A 15,186-nucleotide genomic window follows, 5' to 3' on the forward strand; every position below is an offset into this window, starting at 1 on the left:
TTAATCTGGCTTAACCTCTTCATTTTTTTCTATATCATCTTTCTTCTCATCTTCCGGATTAGTTTCTGTTATCGGTTTATCAGAAACCCTTTCTATGAAACGAAGTGAGACAACTTGATTATCAACAATAAGTTGCACATCGTTATTTTCAGCAAGTCGAACTGTTTCCACTTGACCAGTCACTTGCTTTCCATTATTGCTTACACCTCTAACGTACTTTCCTAAAAACTTCATCCCTCCATCAAGAGCCGTCGAATACATCGTTGATTGCAGTTTATCTACTGCTTTTGTCATATTCTGTACTTGCTCCATAAGCGATAGTTGTGCTGTTTGGTTCATCATTTGGTTCATATCCATCGCATTAAACGGGTCTTGATGTTGAAAGCTTGCTAAGAAAAGTTTCAGGAAATCATCTTTATCCATAATACCGGGTGTTTTTTGAGTACTTGCTGATACTCCGTTTGCTTGTTGAGCTGTCGACTGTGCACCAGTAACAGATGCGTTTTTTGTTTGTGCTCCTGCTTGTAACGGAATATGATTTGTACTCGTTGTATTTAATCCAACTGTTGGCACGCTTTATTCCTCCAATAATCCCGCAAATTCTTTTGATTCTTGTTTCTCACGTTTCGGACTTGCTAATTTTTGTTTTTGCCTTTGTTCTTGTTCTCGCTGCTCTTTACGATTTTCATCTTTATCTGCATAGCTAATTTGAATGTTGATTTCTTTTTCTTTTAACTTCAATCTCAATTCATCAAAAATGATTTCCACACGTTTTTTCGCATCGTGTTTTTCCATTTCTACGTGAACATCAATTTGATCTCCATGCTTTTTCATAAACACTGTTAATGTACCGAGTTTTTCTGGATTTAACTGAAATAAAACACGTTCTTGTTTCACTACAAATTTTTGCAGTGCTTCTACTTGTGCTTCCATCTTCTTTCCTAAGTCAGACAATGAAACTTTCTCAGCGCCACTATTAGATTTCCCTATTGAATCGGTACTCGTTGCTTTATTCAATAACTCCGCACCCGCAGAACTTGAATCGTTGAATACATCACCTTCTGGCAACTCTATCTTTACATCATCGCTCTCAGCTTTCGGAAGATCTCCATCTAATTCTTTGGACTCTTCTTGTTTCTTTGCAATATTACAAGTTTCTGTTTCTACCACTTTCAATACTTGCATCGTTTGCTCCGGCATCGTCACTTTATCTAATACCATTTGCATTGTATCTTCTAAACATATAGCATTTTTGATATTCATATTTGAAAGGAGCTCTTGTAATTGTTGTAATTCTGCTGCGGGCAATTCGTTAAGTTTTATATTTCCATATTCTTTATACAGCTCTTGTATTTTTTGTATGTATTGATATAGCAATTCTGGCTGCACACGTAATTGTTCAATTGCAACCATTTGCTCAGATACAGCTAATAACAACTGTTCTGTCTCTTTTTTTTCTTCTTTCTTTACAATTGGCTCTTCTTTCGTTACTGATTGTTTAGAAAGAATATATTCTTTTTTTTCTTCTTTTGGTGCTTCTTCTCGTTTCATTTTCTCCGTTTTCGGCTGCTTTTTATTTTCCATTCTCATCGTACGATCGAATGAAGAATCTTCACTTTTTGATTGTACTTCTAGCCCTTTTTCTTTTTGCGGAGGTAAACTTTGTTGCACCGGTAATACAGACTGTATCACTACATTCACCTCATCCATTCATACACATTTTCAAATCAAGAAGCATTTTTTCTTCCTGCTTTTCTTGTACTTTTGCAAGCTTCTTACAATCTTCTTGATACATCTCATCAATGACACGTTCTTTTTCTTTTACTTGCTCTAAAAGGCTTTCATTTTTTTGAATAAAACCTTCTGTTTTTTTTATTTTTCGATTCCATTCTTCTATTCTTTCAGGTGAAAACGTATGTGAGGAAAGCATACCAGCCATTATACGCTGCCCAGTTTGTACGACTTTACTACGCGATTTTACTACATATAAATCATATTCTTTTTTTTGTTCTATTTTTCTTTTTTCAGCTGTTAATTCATACACTTCTTTCAAAATCTGTTCTTTTTCTTGATTTATTTGCAATTTTATCGTGTCATACTGCTGCTTATCCACCTGTTTTTATAGCCCCTTCCTATTATAACGCTCTCTTTTTCTATTATATAGTTTTTTTCCAAAAAAATCTGTGAAATATTAAAAAACAAAAAAATAAGACCTCTTGAGCAGAGGTCTTATACGATATGGTGCATCGCTTCAACAATATCATCAAATTGGAAACGATCTGATCGACCTTGTTTTAAAAACGTATTTATACCTTCTACTTTGTTTTTACATTCAAAAATATAAGCATTTTCTGCATTTTCTTGAATCGTCCCTAATTTAAAATACAATTCATTTTCTTTATAAACAGATAAGATTTTTCTCATTTCATTTGCAAGTTGCCAGTGATTTGGCGACACGATTTCTTCCATAATCCTACTTACTGAATCTAGCACTGAAATAGCAGGGTAATGACTGAGCGTTGCAAGTTCACGCTTTAATACAATATGTCCATCTAAAATACCACGTGCTAAATCTGGTACAGGTCCGTTTAAATCATCCCCATCAACGAGTACGGTATAAATACCTGTTATGGATCCCTTTTGTGTTTTCCCAGAGCGCTCTAATAACTTCTTCATATAACTTTCCATTAAGAGTGTTTTACCACCAATCGGCAACTCTTTAACGGCAATATCAACACTTCTACGCGCGTCAGCAAAACGAGTAACAGAGTCCATCATAAGTAGTACGTTATTACCTTGATCACGGAAATATTCAGCAATAGATGTCGCAAGCTTCGCTGCACGAAGTTGCATTAGGTGACTTTCATCTGACGTCGCTACAACAACGACGCTTTTTCGCATTCCTTCTTCACCTAATTCTTTTCGAATAAAGTCTTTTACTTCTCGGCCACGTTCTCCTACTAAACTAATAACATTAATGTCTGCTTTTGCGTTTTTCGCAATCATTCCGAGTAAAGTAGATTTACCAACACCAGAACCTGCAAAGATACCAATTTTTTGACCGATGCCAATTGTTAACATGGAATCAATAGATTTGATTCCCGTTTCAAATACATCGGTAATTTCTTCACGTTCAAATGCATGAATAGGCGGGGCATCTAGTTTTATTTTTTGCAGTGGAATATTCTCTGCATCCTCATTTAGTACTTCGCCATTTGCACTTAACACTTTTCCGAGTAAATGATTGCCACGAGGTATAACAACATCTTCTGCAATTAATGTAACGGAATCTCCGTAACATACTTTTTCTGTCTGTTCAAACGGGAGTAACATATTGTTCTCTTTTTCAATCGCAATCACTTCACATAAAACATTATGTTCCCCAACGAAACAAACATCTCCAATTTTCGCCTTTGGCCCTTTCGCTACGAAAAACTGTTCTTGTACACTATGAACTTTACCGACTTTCGTATAAAACGGCGTTTCAATAAATGTATTCCATTTTTGGTTTTCATTCATTAATAGTCGATTCATACATTTTGCTCCTCAAATAATTTCTCTTCTTCCCATTTCTGGCGAAGTTTCGCAAATATAGGTGCAAATTTAAATTCAAAGAACTCTTTCTCTTCTTCTAGAACAAATTCACCGAACTGTAAGGAGAAATCATATTTCCATTCTACTAATTGTAGTAACCAATATTCTTTCGTATTTTCCTTCTCTTCTTGAATACGTTCAAATGTTTCTGGATGTACGGTAATGACCAATTTTTCAAACGAAGTCGGCAACGTTTGAACGATGCCAGTTAAAATGGGTAACACATCAAGTAAGCGCGAATCTACTGCTTGATTCACAATTTTTTCTGCTAGTTGAAAAGATTGATCCCATAATAATTCCGTCCATTCGTACGCTGTTTCTTGTTGTTCTTTTTGAAACTGTATACGTGCGGATTCTATCTCTTTCATCTGTTGTTGTACATGTATTTGAAATTGTTCTTGATCATGTAATAACTGTTGACGCTCTCGTTCTAACATTTGTTGTTCTTGCCTTAGTTGATTCAGTTCAGTATGTAATGATTGTTGCTGTGCAAGAAGCTCTTCATGGTCCACCTGTATTTCTTCTACTTGAACTGGTATCGGTTTTGGAAATTGTAATTCATACGTTTCTTCAGAAAAAGAAACAGAATTCTTCGGAATTCTGTTTTTAAATAAGGACATCATCTTCACCTCTTTGAACGATAATTCTTCCTTCCTTCTCTAGCTTTTTCACTGTGCCTGTAATCGTTTGCTGTGCTTTCTCAGCATCCGTCATCTTAAGCGGTCCTAAGCCATCTAATTCTTCTAGAATCATCTCTTTACGGTTTGAAGACATACATGTAAATAATTTCTCTTTAATTTCTTCTTTTGCAATTTTAAGTGCTTTCGCAATAACACCATTATCTGTAATTTCCTCTAATACACGACGAAGTGCGAGATCTTCAAGTCCGAGTAAGTCTTCAAATACAAACATGTTTTCTTTAATTCTCTCAGATAACTCATAATCCATTTCATCCAGCTTTTGAAAGACTGTTTTTTCAACACCTCGTGAAACGTTATTTAAAATGTTTACTATTGTTTTCAAACCATCTGTTTTATTAATTGCATTAAACGCCATATTATTTAATTTTGATTTTAATAAATCCCCAATTTGATTTATTAATTCACCATCTACTTGCTCTAGCTTCGCAATCCCCATTACCGTTTCTACTCGCTTATGATCTGGTAATCTCTCAATTAATTGAGAAGCAAGCTGCGGTTTAATATAAGAAGCGATAATCGCAATCGTTTGTGGCGATTCATCATTAAGTACAGTAAGAAGTGGTTCTAAATCTGTAAGTGAATTTAAGAATTCAAACGGATTATCTTTGTTATACCAAAGATCTTCTAATAATTTTTCTAGTTCGTCTTCTGGCATATTTTTAAATATGCGACGAATATATTCTTTATCTGGAGTCACTAGGTTTAATTCTTTTACATTTAATTCATACAAGAACTCCCCTAGTACATTTTCTAACGTTTCCGGTTTATATACACGAAACTTCGCGATTTCACGAAGTAATACTTCTTTTTCCTCAGCCGTCATATATTCAATGACTTTTGCTGCCACCCCTTCTTCTAATGTACGAATAAGGATGGCAGCTTTTTCTTTGGAGGAGATTTCATCTAACATCGTTGTTCCTCCCTTACTGTCCATTTAACCATTTTTTAATTACTTTTGCAGTTCCTTCTACATGTTCTTTCGTAGCATCCTGCACTTGTTCATCTAACGTCGGTTCTTTCGGTTCTTCTGGTTCTGGTTTTGGCTCTGGTACTATTTTCTCTTCAGGAATTTCCATAATACTTTCATTACTTGCAGCAATTTCCTCTTCTGCTAAGTATTCTTCATATTCCTCTTCTTCTTTCTTTCTCTTACGTCTTGCTAAGAAGAACCATACTAGACCACCAATCGCTAATAAACCAGCTGGAATTCCACCGAATAACCACCAGTTTATACCGCTTTCTTCTGGTTCTTTCTTCTTCTCTTCTTTCGGCTGATCAAACTGAACAGTTACAACGTTAACTTGACCGTTTGTAAAGTTTCCATTCGGATCAGCTTGAAGCCCAACAGCTGTGCCGATTGCTTCTTTGAAAGTAGTCATATCTATTTTTCGTTTTACTAACGTATCGTTGTCTACCCATACTACAACATTTGTTTTCGTTAATTCTGGGTGTTTCTTAATTGTTTCAACTGTTTTATCTATTTCATAGTTTTCAATTTTGTTACCATTTTTATTATCGTAGACGATTTTACCATTTTGATTATTGTTCGTACCATAGTTTGGTACTTCGCCGTTCGCTGTAATACCAGCGCCTTGCTTCGTCTCTGCTCCTTCTTGTGCAGTAGAGCTTTCTTCTTGCTCTTGTTTACTACGAAGTACACCTTTATCACCATACTTTTCTGACTGGCGTGTAACTTCATCATAGTTTACAGATACTTTCGTATTCACTTTATATTCATTCGGTTTAAACATCGTCATTAATGTTGCATCAATATCTTGCTTTAATTTGCCTTCAATTTGTTGTTGCATCTCTACTTCTTTTTCATAAGAAGAAGAACTAGTAGAATGCGCTTCATCTGCTCCTTTTGAGATGACACCCTTTTTACTATCAATCACACTTACTTCTTCTGCTTTCACGCCAGGAACTGCTGCACTAATCATTTGCTGTATACCCGCAACTTGATCAGCAGTTAATAATTGACCACGCTTCACTCCAACCGTAATCGCAGCTGTTCCTTTTGCTTTTTCTTCATCAAAAATTGTCTCTTTTTCAGGTAATGTAATTTGAACATTCGCCGTTTCAACTGTCGCAAAGTTTCTTACGATATCTTGCTCCAATTGCTTTTTCGTACCGACAATTTGTTTCATTTTTTTATCTTGCTCACTTGAACCGAGCGAGCTTTCTAATAAAATTTCCTCACCGCTTTTAGAATTAAACGGTAATCCCATTCCATTCATTTCTTTTCGAACCCATGGAGCATCATTCTTTTGTACACGAATCGAACCATCGGTCGCTAATTGATAATCGACACCTAACTTCGATAATTCTGCTGTAATCTCTTGCTTATCTGCATCATTTAAATTTTGATATACAACAACATATTTATCTGGCAAGGTGAAGTATAAAAGTGCTCCTGTTACAATCGCTAAAAGCGCAGCACCGATTACTAACTTATGCCACGTTTTTAACGATTGGATAACATTTTTCATCTTTTCCATTTAAACACACCCGTCCACTTTCCTAAATTTGCATGTTAATTAGTGACTTATAATTTTCAATAAGATTATCACGTACGAGGGCAGCCGTTTTCATTTGAGACTCAGCCTTCTTCTGCTGAATCAAAACGTCATGCGTTTCTCCTACCCCTTTAGTTAGTAAATCATATACTGCTGTTTGCGCATTGTTTTGTGTTTGATTCATATCTTCCAATAAATCGATAAACTTTTTCCCTTCAACTACTGATGTTTGAGAATTTTTCGGTGCACCAATTGGCTGAATTGCTCCAAATGGTTGCGTATTTAACATTGGTTGGATTTTCATATTACTATATTCCCCCTTATCCTCGGCCAATTTCTAAATCTTTATCAAGCATTTTTTTATTCGCATTTAATACACTTGTATTTGCTTCGTACATTTTTTGGGCAACCATTACATTCGTCATTTCAGCAGTCACATCAATATTTGGATAACGTACATATCCTTCTTCATTTGCATGCGGATGTGTTGGATCATACACTAAGTTTTCAGTTTTATCTGCTTCAATACTTTTTATTTTTACCCCATTAGTAGGAGACCCATCTAACATATTTGCAAAACTATTGTTTGATTCTAGCACTACACTACGACGCTCATATAAATCTGCCCCCGGAGCCGCCGTTGTATTTGCATTTACAATATTATTTGAAGTAACTTCCATCCACTTTCTCGCTGTCGTTAGTCCTGAGCCACTTGCATTAATTGCCTGAAACATCGTTGTCTCTCCTTCTACTTTTAACGTCCGCGTGCCGCTTGGTTAATTGCATATTGTGTATTAATCGCGTTAATTGAAATACCGTATAACTGATTTGCTTTCATTAAATCTAGCATTTCTGTCGTTACATCCACACTATTGCCATCTTTATTCGTTTGCATTGATTTTGTTTGAATCTTTGCATATGTATTTTTCGTATTTACTGTCGGTAAGTGCATTTCATTCGTTTGATATAAATCTGGATTGCCCTTTAAGTCTGCAGCATTGTTCTTATATAATGCACTACTTTTATTCATTTGCTCAGCAAATGTTACATCTTGCGCTTTATAGCCGGGTGTATTCGCATTTGCAATATTACTAGAAACAGTATTTCGTTTCGTCACTAAATAATTCATATAATGGCCTACATCACTCACTAAATCTGGCATATTCCACACCCTTTCTTTTTTTACTTAATGATCCACTGATGGAAGTTTCACTTCATTATTTATTTTCTTATATGTGTTTATTAAAATATTAACAATCATGTACCCTTACATATTTTATTCCATTTTTCCATTGTTGTCTTTAGAAAAATATAAAAATATAAAAAAGAATACAAAAAAACTGTATACACGCAATAATCTATGAAATATTTCAATCTATGATTTACAAACTAAAGTTCATTTTCACATTATTTAGATTACTACTATTTTTCATTACAGTCATAAAATGAAACCTCAATCAGCGGAAATCTTTATTTAAATAAAGGAATGGATCCCCTCTTAAAAGGGGAATCCGTTTCTAAACTCTAGCACTAAAATTTACCGTAAAATGAATTAGCTTTCATGCGCCCATCATTTGTCATAATCATTTCTTCCAAAATCTTTTGCTTATCTCGAATATGTTGTGCCGCCTTAATAATGAATGGGCTTACTTCTGCTGCAACTTGCGCACGCGTTTCCTCATCCAATGTCATCATCCAGCGATTTAACATTTCACTCTTCTCAGCAAACTCTTCATCTGACACTTGCAATTCACCGATTTCATTAAAACAGCCGACAAACGTCCGATAAATATCATTGTTCATTTTCAAGTGCTCCGCGGTAACCATCTATTAAATCTTGTAACACTTTTACAATCGCATCAATGTCTTTTGCTTCACGAGTTACTTTCATTGTTTGAATTTGAATGCTAATCCAATCGTATAAGCCATATAAACTATCATATAAATCTTTTGTAATTTCAGGATTTAATTGAAGCTTTAATTCTTCAAAAATACGTTCTAACTTTTCAAGAAGTGCATCTCCTTCTTGTAGTTTAAAAGTATGTAGCAGTTCTTCTAAATTACGAAACTCTACAATACATCTTTCATAAATAAAAATTGTATTTTTAATTGGATTACTCGTCATAATATCATTTTGCATATAACGTTGCCATGCTTGCATACAATCACTTCCTTACCTTTCATTAATCATCACTTTTTTGTTTTGTCATTGCTTTAATTGTTTTTAATTGGCTATCTAGCGCCGCTAATGTACTCTCTAGTTTTTGATACTTCTTCACAATTTCATCTTGTTTTTGCAAGTTTTGCGTCTCAATATCTTTAATCTTTTTATCTAAATCACTTACACGTGAGTCAATGCTTTTTACTCTCTCTCCGACTACACCTTTATCACCAAATAACTTATCAAGTGGCTCTTCCATCATTTTTCCTAAACCGTTAGAACTAAAGAAAAATTGCTTCGCTGCATCCGGTTTTTCTTTTAACGCTTTCGTTAATGCTTCATCATTAACTTCCATCGTTCCATCTTGTTTTAATTGAATACCAAATGAGAATAAGTAATTACCATCTTGTGAAAAAGTTACAACATTGTTCATAGCTTGACGCACACTTTGCATAATAGCTTGCCCTTGGAACGCCCCGCCTTTTCCAGCAAAGATATCTACTGTAGAAACAGCTTTATTATAATCTGCAACCATTTTTTTAATAACATTTGCTGCGTCTGTTACGTTTGAGTCACTTACTGTGAATTTTAGATCTATCCCTTTTGCTTTTGATTCTGTTGTTGTACCTGCATCTGGTGTTCCTTCTACTTTCGGCTCAGTTACTTTCAATAATTCAATTTTCACACCTGGAAGAGCTTCAACTGTATTGGTAGAACTTTTACCTTTAATACCATTAATCGTATATTCGGCATTTTGCGCTTCATTAATTACATTAACCGCTACGCCATCCTTACTAGCTAACCCTATATCTTGAAACAATGTAGATGTATTGTCCTTAAAATTAATTACTCCATCTTCTCCCTCTTTTTTTGAGGTCATGAAAATTTTATTCCCAAGTGTATAAGCTGATACGCCGTAATCTCCATCATTAATTTTATTAATTAAATCTTTATATGTCATATCAGGTGTTACTTTTAATTCTTTACCACCTAGTTTTAATGTTTCATCTCTATTAAGCTTTGCATCTACATCAATTTCTTTAGAAGCTATTTGATGACGCTGCGCAAGCTGTGTAATCGTCATATTAAAAGTTCCGGCAATCGCGCCACCATCAGCTTTTACATTAATATAGCCGTCTTGTGATGTTGTTACCTTTTTCTCATTTCCTTTAAAAGCCGCTAAGTTTTTAAAAGTTTGTGTAAAAGAGCTAAATTCTGATTTTAAACTTGTATATAATAGTTTATCTTGTGAAAGTTGGCTCTTTTCATTAGCATAAGGCGTCTTTCTCATTTCTAACGCTTGCATTTCTAATTCTACAAAGTTAGATGTATCGATCATATTATTTCCGAGGTTCCATATTTGTTGTCTACCACCGATACCCGTTAATGTTCCTGCCATAATTTCTCACTCCTTATAGATTACATGTAGTCTAAAATACTCGTTTTACTCATCGTACTAACAGCTTTTAACGTAGCTTCATACGTTGCGTTTATATAAGCTAAATCAGAAATTGCTACCGCTAAGTCAACATCCTCAATTTCTTTACGGTTTTCTTGAAGCGCTAAATTTTGTTCACTTAAAATTGTTTTAAACGTCTCCATTGTATTCATTGTCGAACCAACTTCAGTTGTACGATTAATGATGCCGTCTAAATTTTTCTTATTCTCTCCTAATAACGGCTGTAATGCTTTTTGGTCACCTTTTTGCATCGCTTCACTCATCTGTTTTAACGTTTTTATAACAGGGGATAATAGTGCTTCGCCGTTACGAAATGCTTTTAATTCATAACCGTCATTTAGTTGCCAGTTCACATCATTTTGTCCACCTTGATACGTACCATCTTCTGTAAATGGTTGTTTCTCTGTACTATCACCACCGAAAATATAACGACCTTGCTCTTTCGTATTCGCTAAATATACAACTTGTTTTAAAATTTGATCAATCTCTGCACCGATTGCCTTCAATTCTTTTTCACCATTTTGCTCACTTAATGCCTGCAACATTAATTGATCTGCTCTCGTTAAAGATTTAAAAACACCTTGTAAAGTATTTTCAGTTTGTGTTAATACATTTTTCGAATCCGCTAAATCCTTTTGCATTTGTTCAATATTCGCCAATGAATGTTGAATCGCAAATGATTTACTTGCCGCAAGTGGATCTTCACTCATAAGAAGGTTTTTCTTCCCTGAAGTTACTTGATTTCGGTGGTATTGTTGTTGCACATTCAAATCCATTAACTGATTCTTTGCCCAACTTGCATTTTGAAATGTAGATACTCTCATTTCTATCTCCTCCTTTATCTATTTCAAATTAATTTGAAGAAGAAACCAGAATTATTTCTGGCTCTCCCCTTACCTAACGTATCCCTCTACCGCCCCATATCTCTGATTTCACACCGATAAGTCCTCTATTAGGCACTGACCGCTTCTTCACTCTGCTGGCTCTCTCTTTAAACATAAAAGAAAAGACCCTCGCTTTTGTCACTCATTATCGAATAATCGAAAATAGACTATCAAACACTTCATTCATCGTAGTAATAGCTTTAGAGTTTGCGACGAAGTATTTTTGGAAGGCCATTAAATTAACCATTTCCTCTTCCATATTAACGCCTTCAACACCCATCTTTTCTTGCTGAATCCCCTCCAATAAATCCACATGAATTTTTTGATAGGCATTCACTGCACTTTTATCAGATGCAACGCCAACTACGAATTGATCTAATGCTTGTTTATAAGAAAGACCTTCTTTATAATTTCCATCTGTAATTGCTGCTAGTTTATTTGCTGTTTCAGCTGATATTTTCATTTTCGAAACATCTTTTGCAAATTCAGGGTTTAATTTCATATCTTTCGCTTGATCTCCAACGAAGAACTCTTTCCCCATTACTGTGTTTACTTCATTCTTTACAGAACTCATTAGTTCTTCAAGGTTTTTCTTATAACTAGCAATCTTCGCTTTCGTATCGATTGCTGATTGGATTGCTCCACTCGTTAAAGGAATTTCCGAACCGTAAATTTCAGCAGTCATTGGTTCTTTTTCTTTATTTAATTGAAGTGGATATGTATCTTGTCCATTTACTGTTAGAACGCCATTCATTCTAACACTCGCAATATTAGGATTCATAGATTCATAAGACACTTCTATATTTGCATACTTGGACATTTCTGTAATAATACGATCACGTTCATCTAAAAGTTGATTTGGCACTTGCGTACCTGCTTGTCCAATTTTTTTATTCGCTTCCGCTAAACTACCAGCAAGACGATTAAATTCATTGACATGAGCTTCAATATCTTCTGTCGTTTGTGCTTCTGCTGTATCTAAGCTTTTTGCCAAACGATTTACTTGACTTGTAAACTTCCCAGTTTCAGAAATTAATGTATCGTAGTAATTTGGTTGTTCTGGATTTTTTGCAACTTCACGAAAAGCATTAAAGAAGCCATCCATTAAACTAGATAATGAATTTTTCCCTGTCGTTCCAACCATAGATTCTACACGTGATAAAGTCGAATTCATGTAGTTATAGTAAGAGAGTTGAGATAATTGATCATTAAACTGTTTCGTCTTCACTTCATCTGTAATACGGTCAACGCCTAACGTTTGTACACCATAACCTATTTTTTGTTCTGGTGAATAGCCCTGACTTGCTCCAGCCGATCCGTAATTCACCATTTGACGCACATAACCAGGCGTATGAATGTTTGATAAATTTTGTTTCGTCGTTTGTAATCCCATTTGTGCCGCTAACAAACCCGATAGCGGTGTATTATAATCAGACAGTCTCATAATGTTTCACTTCCCCTTTACAATAGTTCGTTCATAAAGATTTGTGAATTATTGTTTCGCTCTAAATTATATTCAGAAACGGAATCCACAATACTTTCTGTAGTTTTTAATAGTACGTTTAAGTAATATTGATTTTTCAAAAGAATCATTTTTACATTCCCTTCTAATTCAGCTACATTTTTTTGTAATTCTTCCATTTTTTCAATTTCTTCGTTAGAAAAATGCGAAAATAATGCACTTACGCGAAATGGCTCAATCCCCTTTTCTTTACAAAACTGAATAACCATTTCTTCAAACGAGCTTGATAATCCTTTTAAACCATCTATGTACTGCAATTGCTCTACTTGCAATCTTTGAACTGCATTTACATTTTTATGTTTCAAATTCTCATATATTTGTTCTCCAAGCGTTTGAATGTTTTCATATGCTTTTTGAATAATAACGAGCTTTTCATATAATTGTATGTACATATCGTTTCCTTCCCTTTTACAAGACTAAATTTACAATTAAACCGTGGATTTCTCCAATCTGATTTAACATTTCTAAATGTCCCGTTTTCGTATTAATTAAATTCATAACATCTTCTAACTCATTTAATCCCATTTCCGCCTGTTTCACAATCGTCATTTTCTGTGAATAGCCATAACGTGGATGACGCGACATGACATCTTTATATTGCAATACATTATCTACGTAAAAATTCAAAAATGATTTTACTGTATTTTTGTATTCCATTACATTATCAAGCGTTAATTCCATTTCAATTTTCTCTTTAATTTCTCCAATGTTATCGACAAATGCTTCCATTTGTTCTAACAATTTATCTTTTTTCGGATCTGCATGCAAATTATCCGAAAATGCAAGTCCTGTCCTGACATTTGCTTCTTTCGGCATTTGAGTAGCAGGCGGTATATGCGATAAAATTGGATTATGCGAGATCGAACGCAGCATTTATATCACCTATTTATTTTTTTATTTCTTCCTAAACTTAATCGTAAAATCCAGTTATTTATAATTATACTCTGAACACTAATATTTTGCAGTTATTTTTTATAAAAGATATGTTACAATTTAGCATGAGGTGGCACAAATCTATGAATATTTTTCTTTGTGGTTCAAATCAATTAACAGCATTAGATCAGGAAGAAATAAAAAAATTTTTAACTGACTATGCTCACAAACATAAAATTTACATATTATGTTATAAATCTATTGAAAATGAGGTTCTTCGTTTCTTCATCGAAAACGAAAGACTCGCTCAAAATTTATGCCTTTACACGCTACAGCCGTTACAAGCATTAACAGATGAATTTCAAGAGGTCGTTGATTACTTAAAAAAACACGGAGCCGAGTATGTCGCTTTTGATCATCCTTCCGACTCCATTTACCGATCAGATTATATGTTTTTTGTAAAACAAATAATCGAAGATACCGATTTAGTTCTCTGTTTTTATAATGGGGACAAGCATACATCTGTCATTCCCGTTGACGTTGCAAAAGAAACAGGAATTGATGCTGTTATTTATGATTTACCAGGTTTACATGAAAAACAGATGAAAAAAAACTTTGAACAAAAAATCCGTATGATGTAAAGGGGGAGGCACAATATCGTTATTGTGCCTATTATAAATATGATAATTGAACAAGATTATGATCATTTTATCGCGAGTTTTAAACAACAATTCAATATGGATATCGCTTCATATAAACAAGATAGAATGCGTCGTAGAATCGATGCTTTTATTTCGAGAAAGGGCTTTGAGAACTACACTAGTTTTCTAAGCAATTTACGTACCGATCAAAAGTTATTTTTAAGTTTTATTGACTATATTACAATTAACGTTTCAGAGTTTTTTAGAAATAAAGAACGTTGGCAAACGTTAGAGACGAAAGCACTACCAAAATTACTCGAACAAAATAACGGAAAATTAAAAGTATGGAGTGCCGCTTGCGCTGCCGGTGAAGAACCATATACACTCTCTTTAATTTTATCGAAGCATCTAGCTCCATATCGTTTTGAAATACAAGCAACAGATCTTGATTTTCACATTTTAGAAACTGCAAAACGCGGTCAATATACAGAACGTTCTTTAAAAGAATTACCTGCCGATTTAAAAGAGCGTCATTTCACAAAAGAGAATGATATATATTCATTACACCAAAACATTAAGCAAAACGTCACGTTCAAGCAGCATGACCTATTAATGCAGTCGTTCGATACAAATTACGATTTAATCATTTGTCGCAACGTAATGATATACTTTACTGAAGAAGCAAGGGTAAAACTTTATGAAAAGTTTAGTCGTGCTTTACGAAAAGGCGGCGTATTATTTGTTGGTAGTACTGAACAAATTTTAACACCTGAACGTTATAATCTTCAGCGCTTCGATACATTCTTCTACGAAAAAATATAAAAGAGGTCGTCAC

Annotated in this window: 19 protein-coding genes; 2 read left to right on the forward strand and 17 right to left on the reverse strand. The window is 34.4% G+C overall.

Going from position 1 to position 15,186, the window contains the following annotated elements:
- From QCI73_RS18665 to QCI73_RS18745, 17 genes are all read right to left on the reverse strand, one after another.
- Positions 1–573: a flagellar hook assembly protein FlgD gene (locus QCI73_RS18665; protein ID WP_001143481.1), complete on the reverse strand. Its 573-nt coding sequence runs from the start codon at positions 571–573 to the stop codon at positions 1–3.
- A gap of 3 nt (positions 574–576) precedes the next feature.
- A complete protein-coding gene (locus tag QCI73_RS18670; protein ID WP_353823527.1) occupies positions 577–1,692 on the reverse strand; it encodes a flagellar hook-length control protein FliK in 1,116 nt (371 codons plus the stop codon).
- Between the two features lie 10 nt (positions 1,693–1,702).
- On the reverse strand, positions 1,703–2,113 hold the full coding sequence (locus QCI73_RS18675) for a cytoplasmic protein (protein ID WP_353823528.1): 411 nt from the start codon (positions 2,111–2,113) through the stop codon (positions 1,703–1,705).
- A gap of 116 nt (positions 2,114–2,229) precedes the next feature.
- On the reverse strand, positions 2,230–3,534 hold the full coding sequence (gene fliI, locus QCI73_RS18680; RefSeq protein ID WP_001080946.1) for a flagellar protein export ATPase FliI: 1,305 nt from the start codon (positions 3,532–3,534) through the stop codon (positions 2,230–2,232).
- Positions 3,531–4,214, reverse strand: coding sequence for a FliH/SctL family protein (locus QCI73_RS18685; RefSeq protein WP_042511531.1), 684 nt, complete (start codon positions 4,212–4,214; stop codon positions 3,531–3,533). The genes fliI and QCI73_RS18685 overlap by 4 nt, the downstream gene beginning before the upstream one ends.
- Positions 4,201–5,205, reverse strand: a complete 1,005-nt coding sequence (locus QCI73_RS18690; protein WP_000883362.1) for a flagellar motor switch protein FliG — start codon at positions 5,203–5,205, stop codon at positions 4,201–4,203. The genes QCI73_RS18685 and QCI73_RS18690 overlap by 14 nt, the downstream gene beginning before the upstream one ends.
- 13 nt (positions 5,206–5,218) lie before the next feature.
- Entirely contained in the window at positions 5,219–6,793 is a 1,575-nt protein-coding gene (locus tag QCI73_RS18695) for a flagellar M-ring protein FliF C-terminal domain-containing protein (RefSeq protein WP_353823529.1), read from the reverse strand.
- 22 nt (positions 6,794–6,815) lie between these two features.
- Positions 6,816–7,115, reverse strand: a complete 300-nt coding sequence (gene fliE, locus QCI73_RS18700; RefSeq protein ID WP_353823530.1) for a flagellar hook-basal body complex protein FliE — start codon at positions 7,113–7,115, stop codon at positions 6,816–6,818.
- A 16-nt stretch (positions 7,116–7,131) separates the two neighbouring features.
- Complete coding sequence (gene flgC, locus QCI73_RS18705) at positions 7,132–7,545, reverse strand: flagellar basal body rod protein FlgC (RefSeq protein ID WP_000484673.1); 414 nt, start codon at positions 7,543–7,545, stop codon at positions 7,132–7,134.
- A gap of 20 nt (positions 7,546–7,565) precedes the next feature.
- The gene (flgB, locus tag QCI73_RS18710) at positions 7,566–7,973 is read right to left on the reverse strand and encodes a flagellar basal body rod protein FlgB (RefSeq protein ID WP_002020944.1); all 408 of its coding nucleotides are present in this window, start codon (positions 7,971–7,973) and stop codon (positions 7,566–7,568) included.
- Between the two features lie 368 nt (positions 7,974–8,341).
- Positions 8,342–8,614 carry a hypothetical protein gene (locus QCI73_RS18715; protein ID WP_001058076.1) on the reverse strand — a complete coding sequence of 91 codons (273 nt, stop codon included), beginning with the start codon at positions 8,612–8,614 and terminating at the stop codon, positions 8,342–8,344.
- The gene (locus QCI73_RS18720) at positions 8,604–8,972 is read right to left on the reverse strand and encodes a flagellar export chaperone FliS (protein WP_001149516.1); all 369 of its coding nucleotides are present in this window, start codon (positions 8,970–8,972) and stop codon (positions 8,604–8,606) included. Before QCI73_RS18720 ends, QCI73_RS18715 begins: the two co-directional genes overlap by 11 nt.
- A 22-nt stretch (positions 8,973–8,994) precedes the next feature.
- Positions 8,995–10,371: a flagellar hook-associated protein 2 gene (locus QCI73_RS18725; protein ID WP_327923091.1), complete on the reverse strand. Its 1,377-nt coding sequence runs from the start codon at positions 10,369–10,371 to the stop codon at positions 8,995–8,997.
- Positions 10,372–10,391: 20 nt separating this feature from the next.
- Positions 10,392–11,255, reverse strand: a complete 864-nt coding sequence (locus QCI73_RS18730) for a flagellar hook-associated protein 3 (RefSeq protein WP_097852621.1) — start codon at positions 11,253–11,255, stop codon at positions 10,392–10,394.
- Positions 11,256–11,460: 205 nt separating this feature from the next.
- Positions 11,461–12,759, reverse strand: coding sequence for a flagellar hook-associated protein FlgK (flgK, locus tag QCI73_RS18735; RefSeq protein ID WP_001239681.1), 1,299 nt, complete (start codon positions 12,757–12,759; stop codon positions 11,461–11,463).
- Positions 12,760–12,776: 17 nt separating this feature from the next.
- On the reverse strand, positions 12,777–13,229 hold the full coding sequence (locus QCI73_RS18740; protein WP_353823531.1) for a hypothetical protein: 453 nt from the start codon (positions 13,227–13,229) through the stop codon (positions 12,777–12,779).
- A 16-nt stretch (positions 13,230–13,245) separates the two neighbouring features.
- Positions 13,246–13,710 carry a YaaR family protein gene (locus tag QCI73_RS18745; RefSeq protein ID WP_000946323.1) on the reverse strand — a complete coding sequence of 155 codons (465 nt, stop codon included), beginning with the start codon at positions 13,708–13,710 and terminating at the stop codon, positions 13,246–13,248.
- Positions 13,711–13,853: 143 nt separating this feature from the next.
- On the opposite strand from QCI73_RS18745, the gene QCI73_RS18750 reads away from it, so the two are divergent.
- Both QCI73_RS18750 and cheR read left to right on the forward strand, forming a co-directional pair.
- The gene (locus QCI73_RS18750; RefSeq protein ID WP_001020099.1) at positions 13,854–14,351 is read left to right on the forward strand and encodes a hypothetical protein; all 498 of its coding nucleotides are present in this window, start codon (positions 13,854–13,856) and stop codon (positions 14,349–14,351) included.
- Between the two features lie 39 nt (positions 14,352–14,390).
- Complete coding sequence (gene cheR, locus QCI73_RS18755; protein WP_000582886.1) at positions 14,391–15,173, forward strand: protein-glutamate O-methyltransferase CheR; 783 nt, start codon at positions 14,391–14,393, stop codon at positions 15,171–15,173.
- The last annotated feature ends 13 nt before the right edge of the window (positions 15,174–15,186 follow it).

The organism is Bacillus cereus group sp. MG16 (assembly GCF_040459875.1).
GTDB classification, from domain to species: Bacteria; Bacillota; Bacilli; order Bacillales; family Bacillaceae_G; genus Bacillus_A; species Bacillus_A paranthracis.

Excerpts from the sequence above, each read along its gene's own strand:
- fliI (WP_001080946.1), bottom strand. The coding sequence starts at position 3,534 with ATGAATCGACTATTAATGAATGAAAACCAAAAATGGAATACATTTATT.
- QCI73_RS18685 (WP_042511531.1), bottom strand. The coding sequence starts at position 4,214 with ATGTCCTTATTTAAAAACAGAATTCCGAAGAATTCTGTTTCTTTTTCT.
- QCI73_RS18690 (WP_000883362.1), bottom strand. The coding sequence starts at position 5,205 with ATGTTAGATGAAATCTCCTCCAAAGAAAAAGCTGCCATCCTTATTCGT.
- QCI73_RS18695 (WP_353823529.1), bottom strand. The coding sequence starts at position 6,793 with ATGGAAAAGATGAAAAATGTTATCCAATCGTTAAAAACGTGGCATAAG.
- fliE (WP_353823530.1), bottom strand. The coding sequence starts at position 7,115 with ATGAAAATCCAACCAATGTTAAATACGCAACCATTTGGAGCAATTCAG.
- flgC (WP_000484673.1), bottom strand. The coding sequence starts at position 7,545 with ATGTTTCAGGCAATTAATGCAAGTGGCTCAGGACTAACGACAGCGAGA.
- flgB (WP_002020944.1), bottom strand. The coding sequence starts at position 7,973 with ATGCCAGATTTAGTGAGTGATGTAGGCCATTATATGAATTATTTAGTG.
- QCI73_RS18715 (WP_001058076.1), bottom strand. The coding sequence starts at position 8,614 with ATGAACAATGATATTTATCGGACGTTTGTCGGCTGTTTTAATGAAATC.
- QCI73_RS18720 (WP_001149516.1), bottom strand. The coding sequence starts at position 8,972 with ATGCAAGCATGGCAACGTTATATGCAAAATGATATTATGACGAGTAAT.
- QCI73_RS18725 (WP_327923091.1), bottom strand. The coding sequence starts at position 10,371 with ATGGCAGGAACATTAACGGGTATCGGTGGTAGACAACAAATATGGAAC.
- QCI73_RS18730 (WP_097852621.1), bottom strand. The coding sequence starts at position 11,255 with ATGAGAGTATCTACATTTCAAAATGCAAGTTGGGCAAAGAATCAGTTA.
- flgK (WP_001239681.1), bottom strand. The coding sequence starts at position 12,759 with ATGAGACTGTCTGATTATAATACACCGCTATCGGGTTTGTTAGCGGCA.
- QCI73_RS18740 (WP_353823531.1), bottom strand. The coding sequence starts at position 13,229 with ATGTACATACAATTATATGAAAAGCTCGTTATTATTCAAAAAGCATAT.
- QCI73_RS18745 (WP_000946323.1), bottom strand. The coding sequence starts at position 13,710 with ATGCTGCGTTCGATCTCGCATAATCCAATTTTATCGCATATACCGCCT.
- QCI73_RS18750 (WP_001020099.1), top strand. The coding sequence starts at position 13,854 with ATGAATATTTTTCTTTGTGGTTCAAATCAATTAACAGCATTAGATCAG.
- cheR (WP_000582886.1), top strand. The coding sequence starts at position 14,391 with ATGATAATTGAACAAGATTATGATCATTTTATCGCGAGTTTTAAACAA.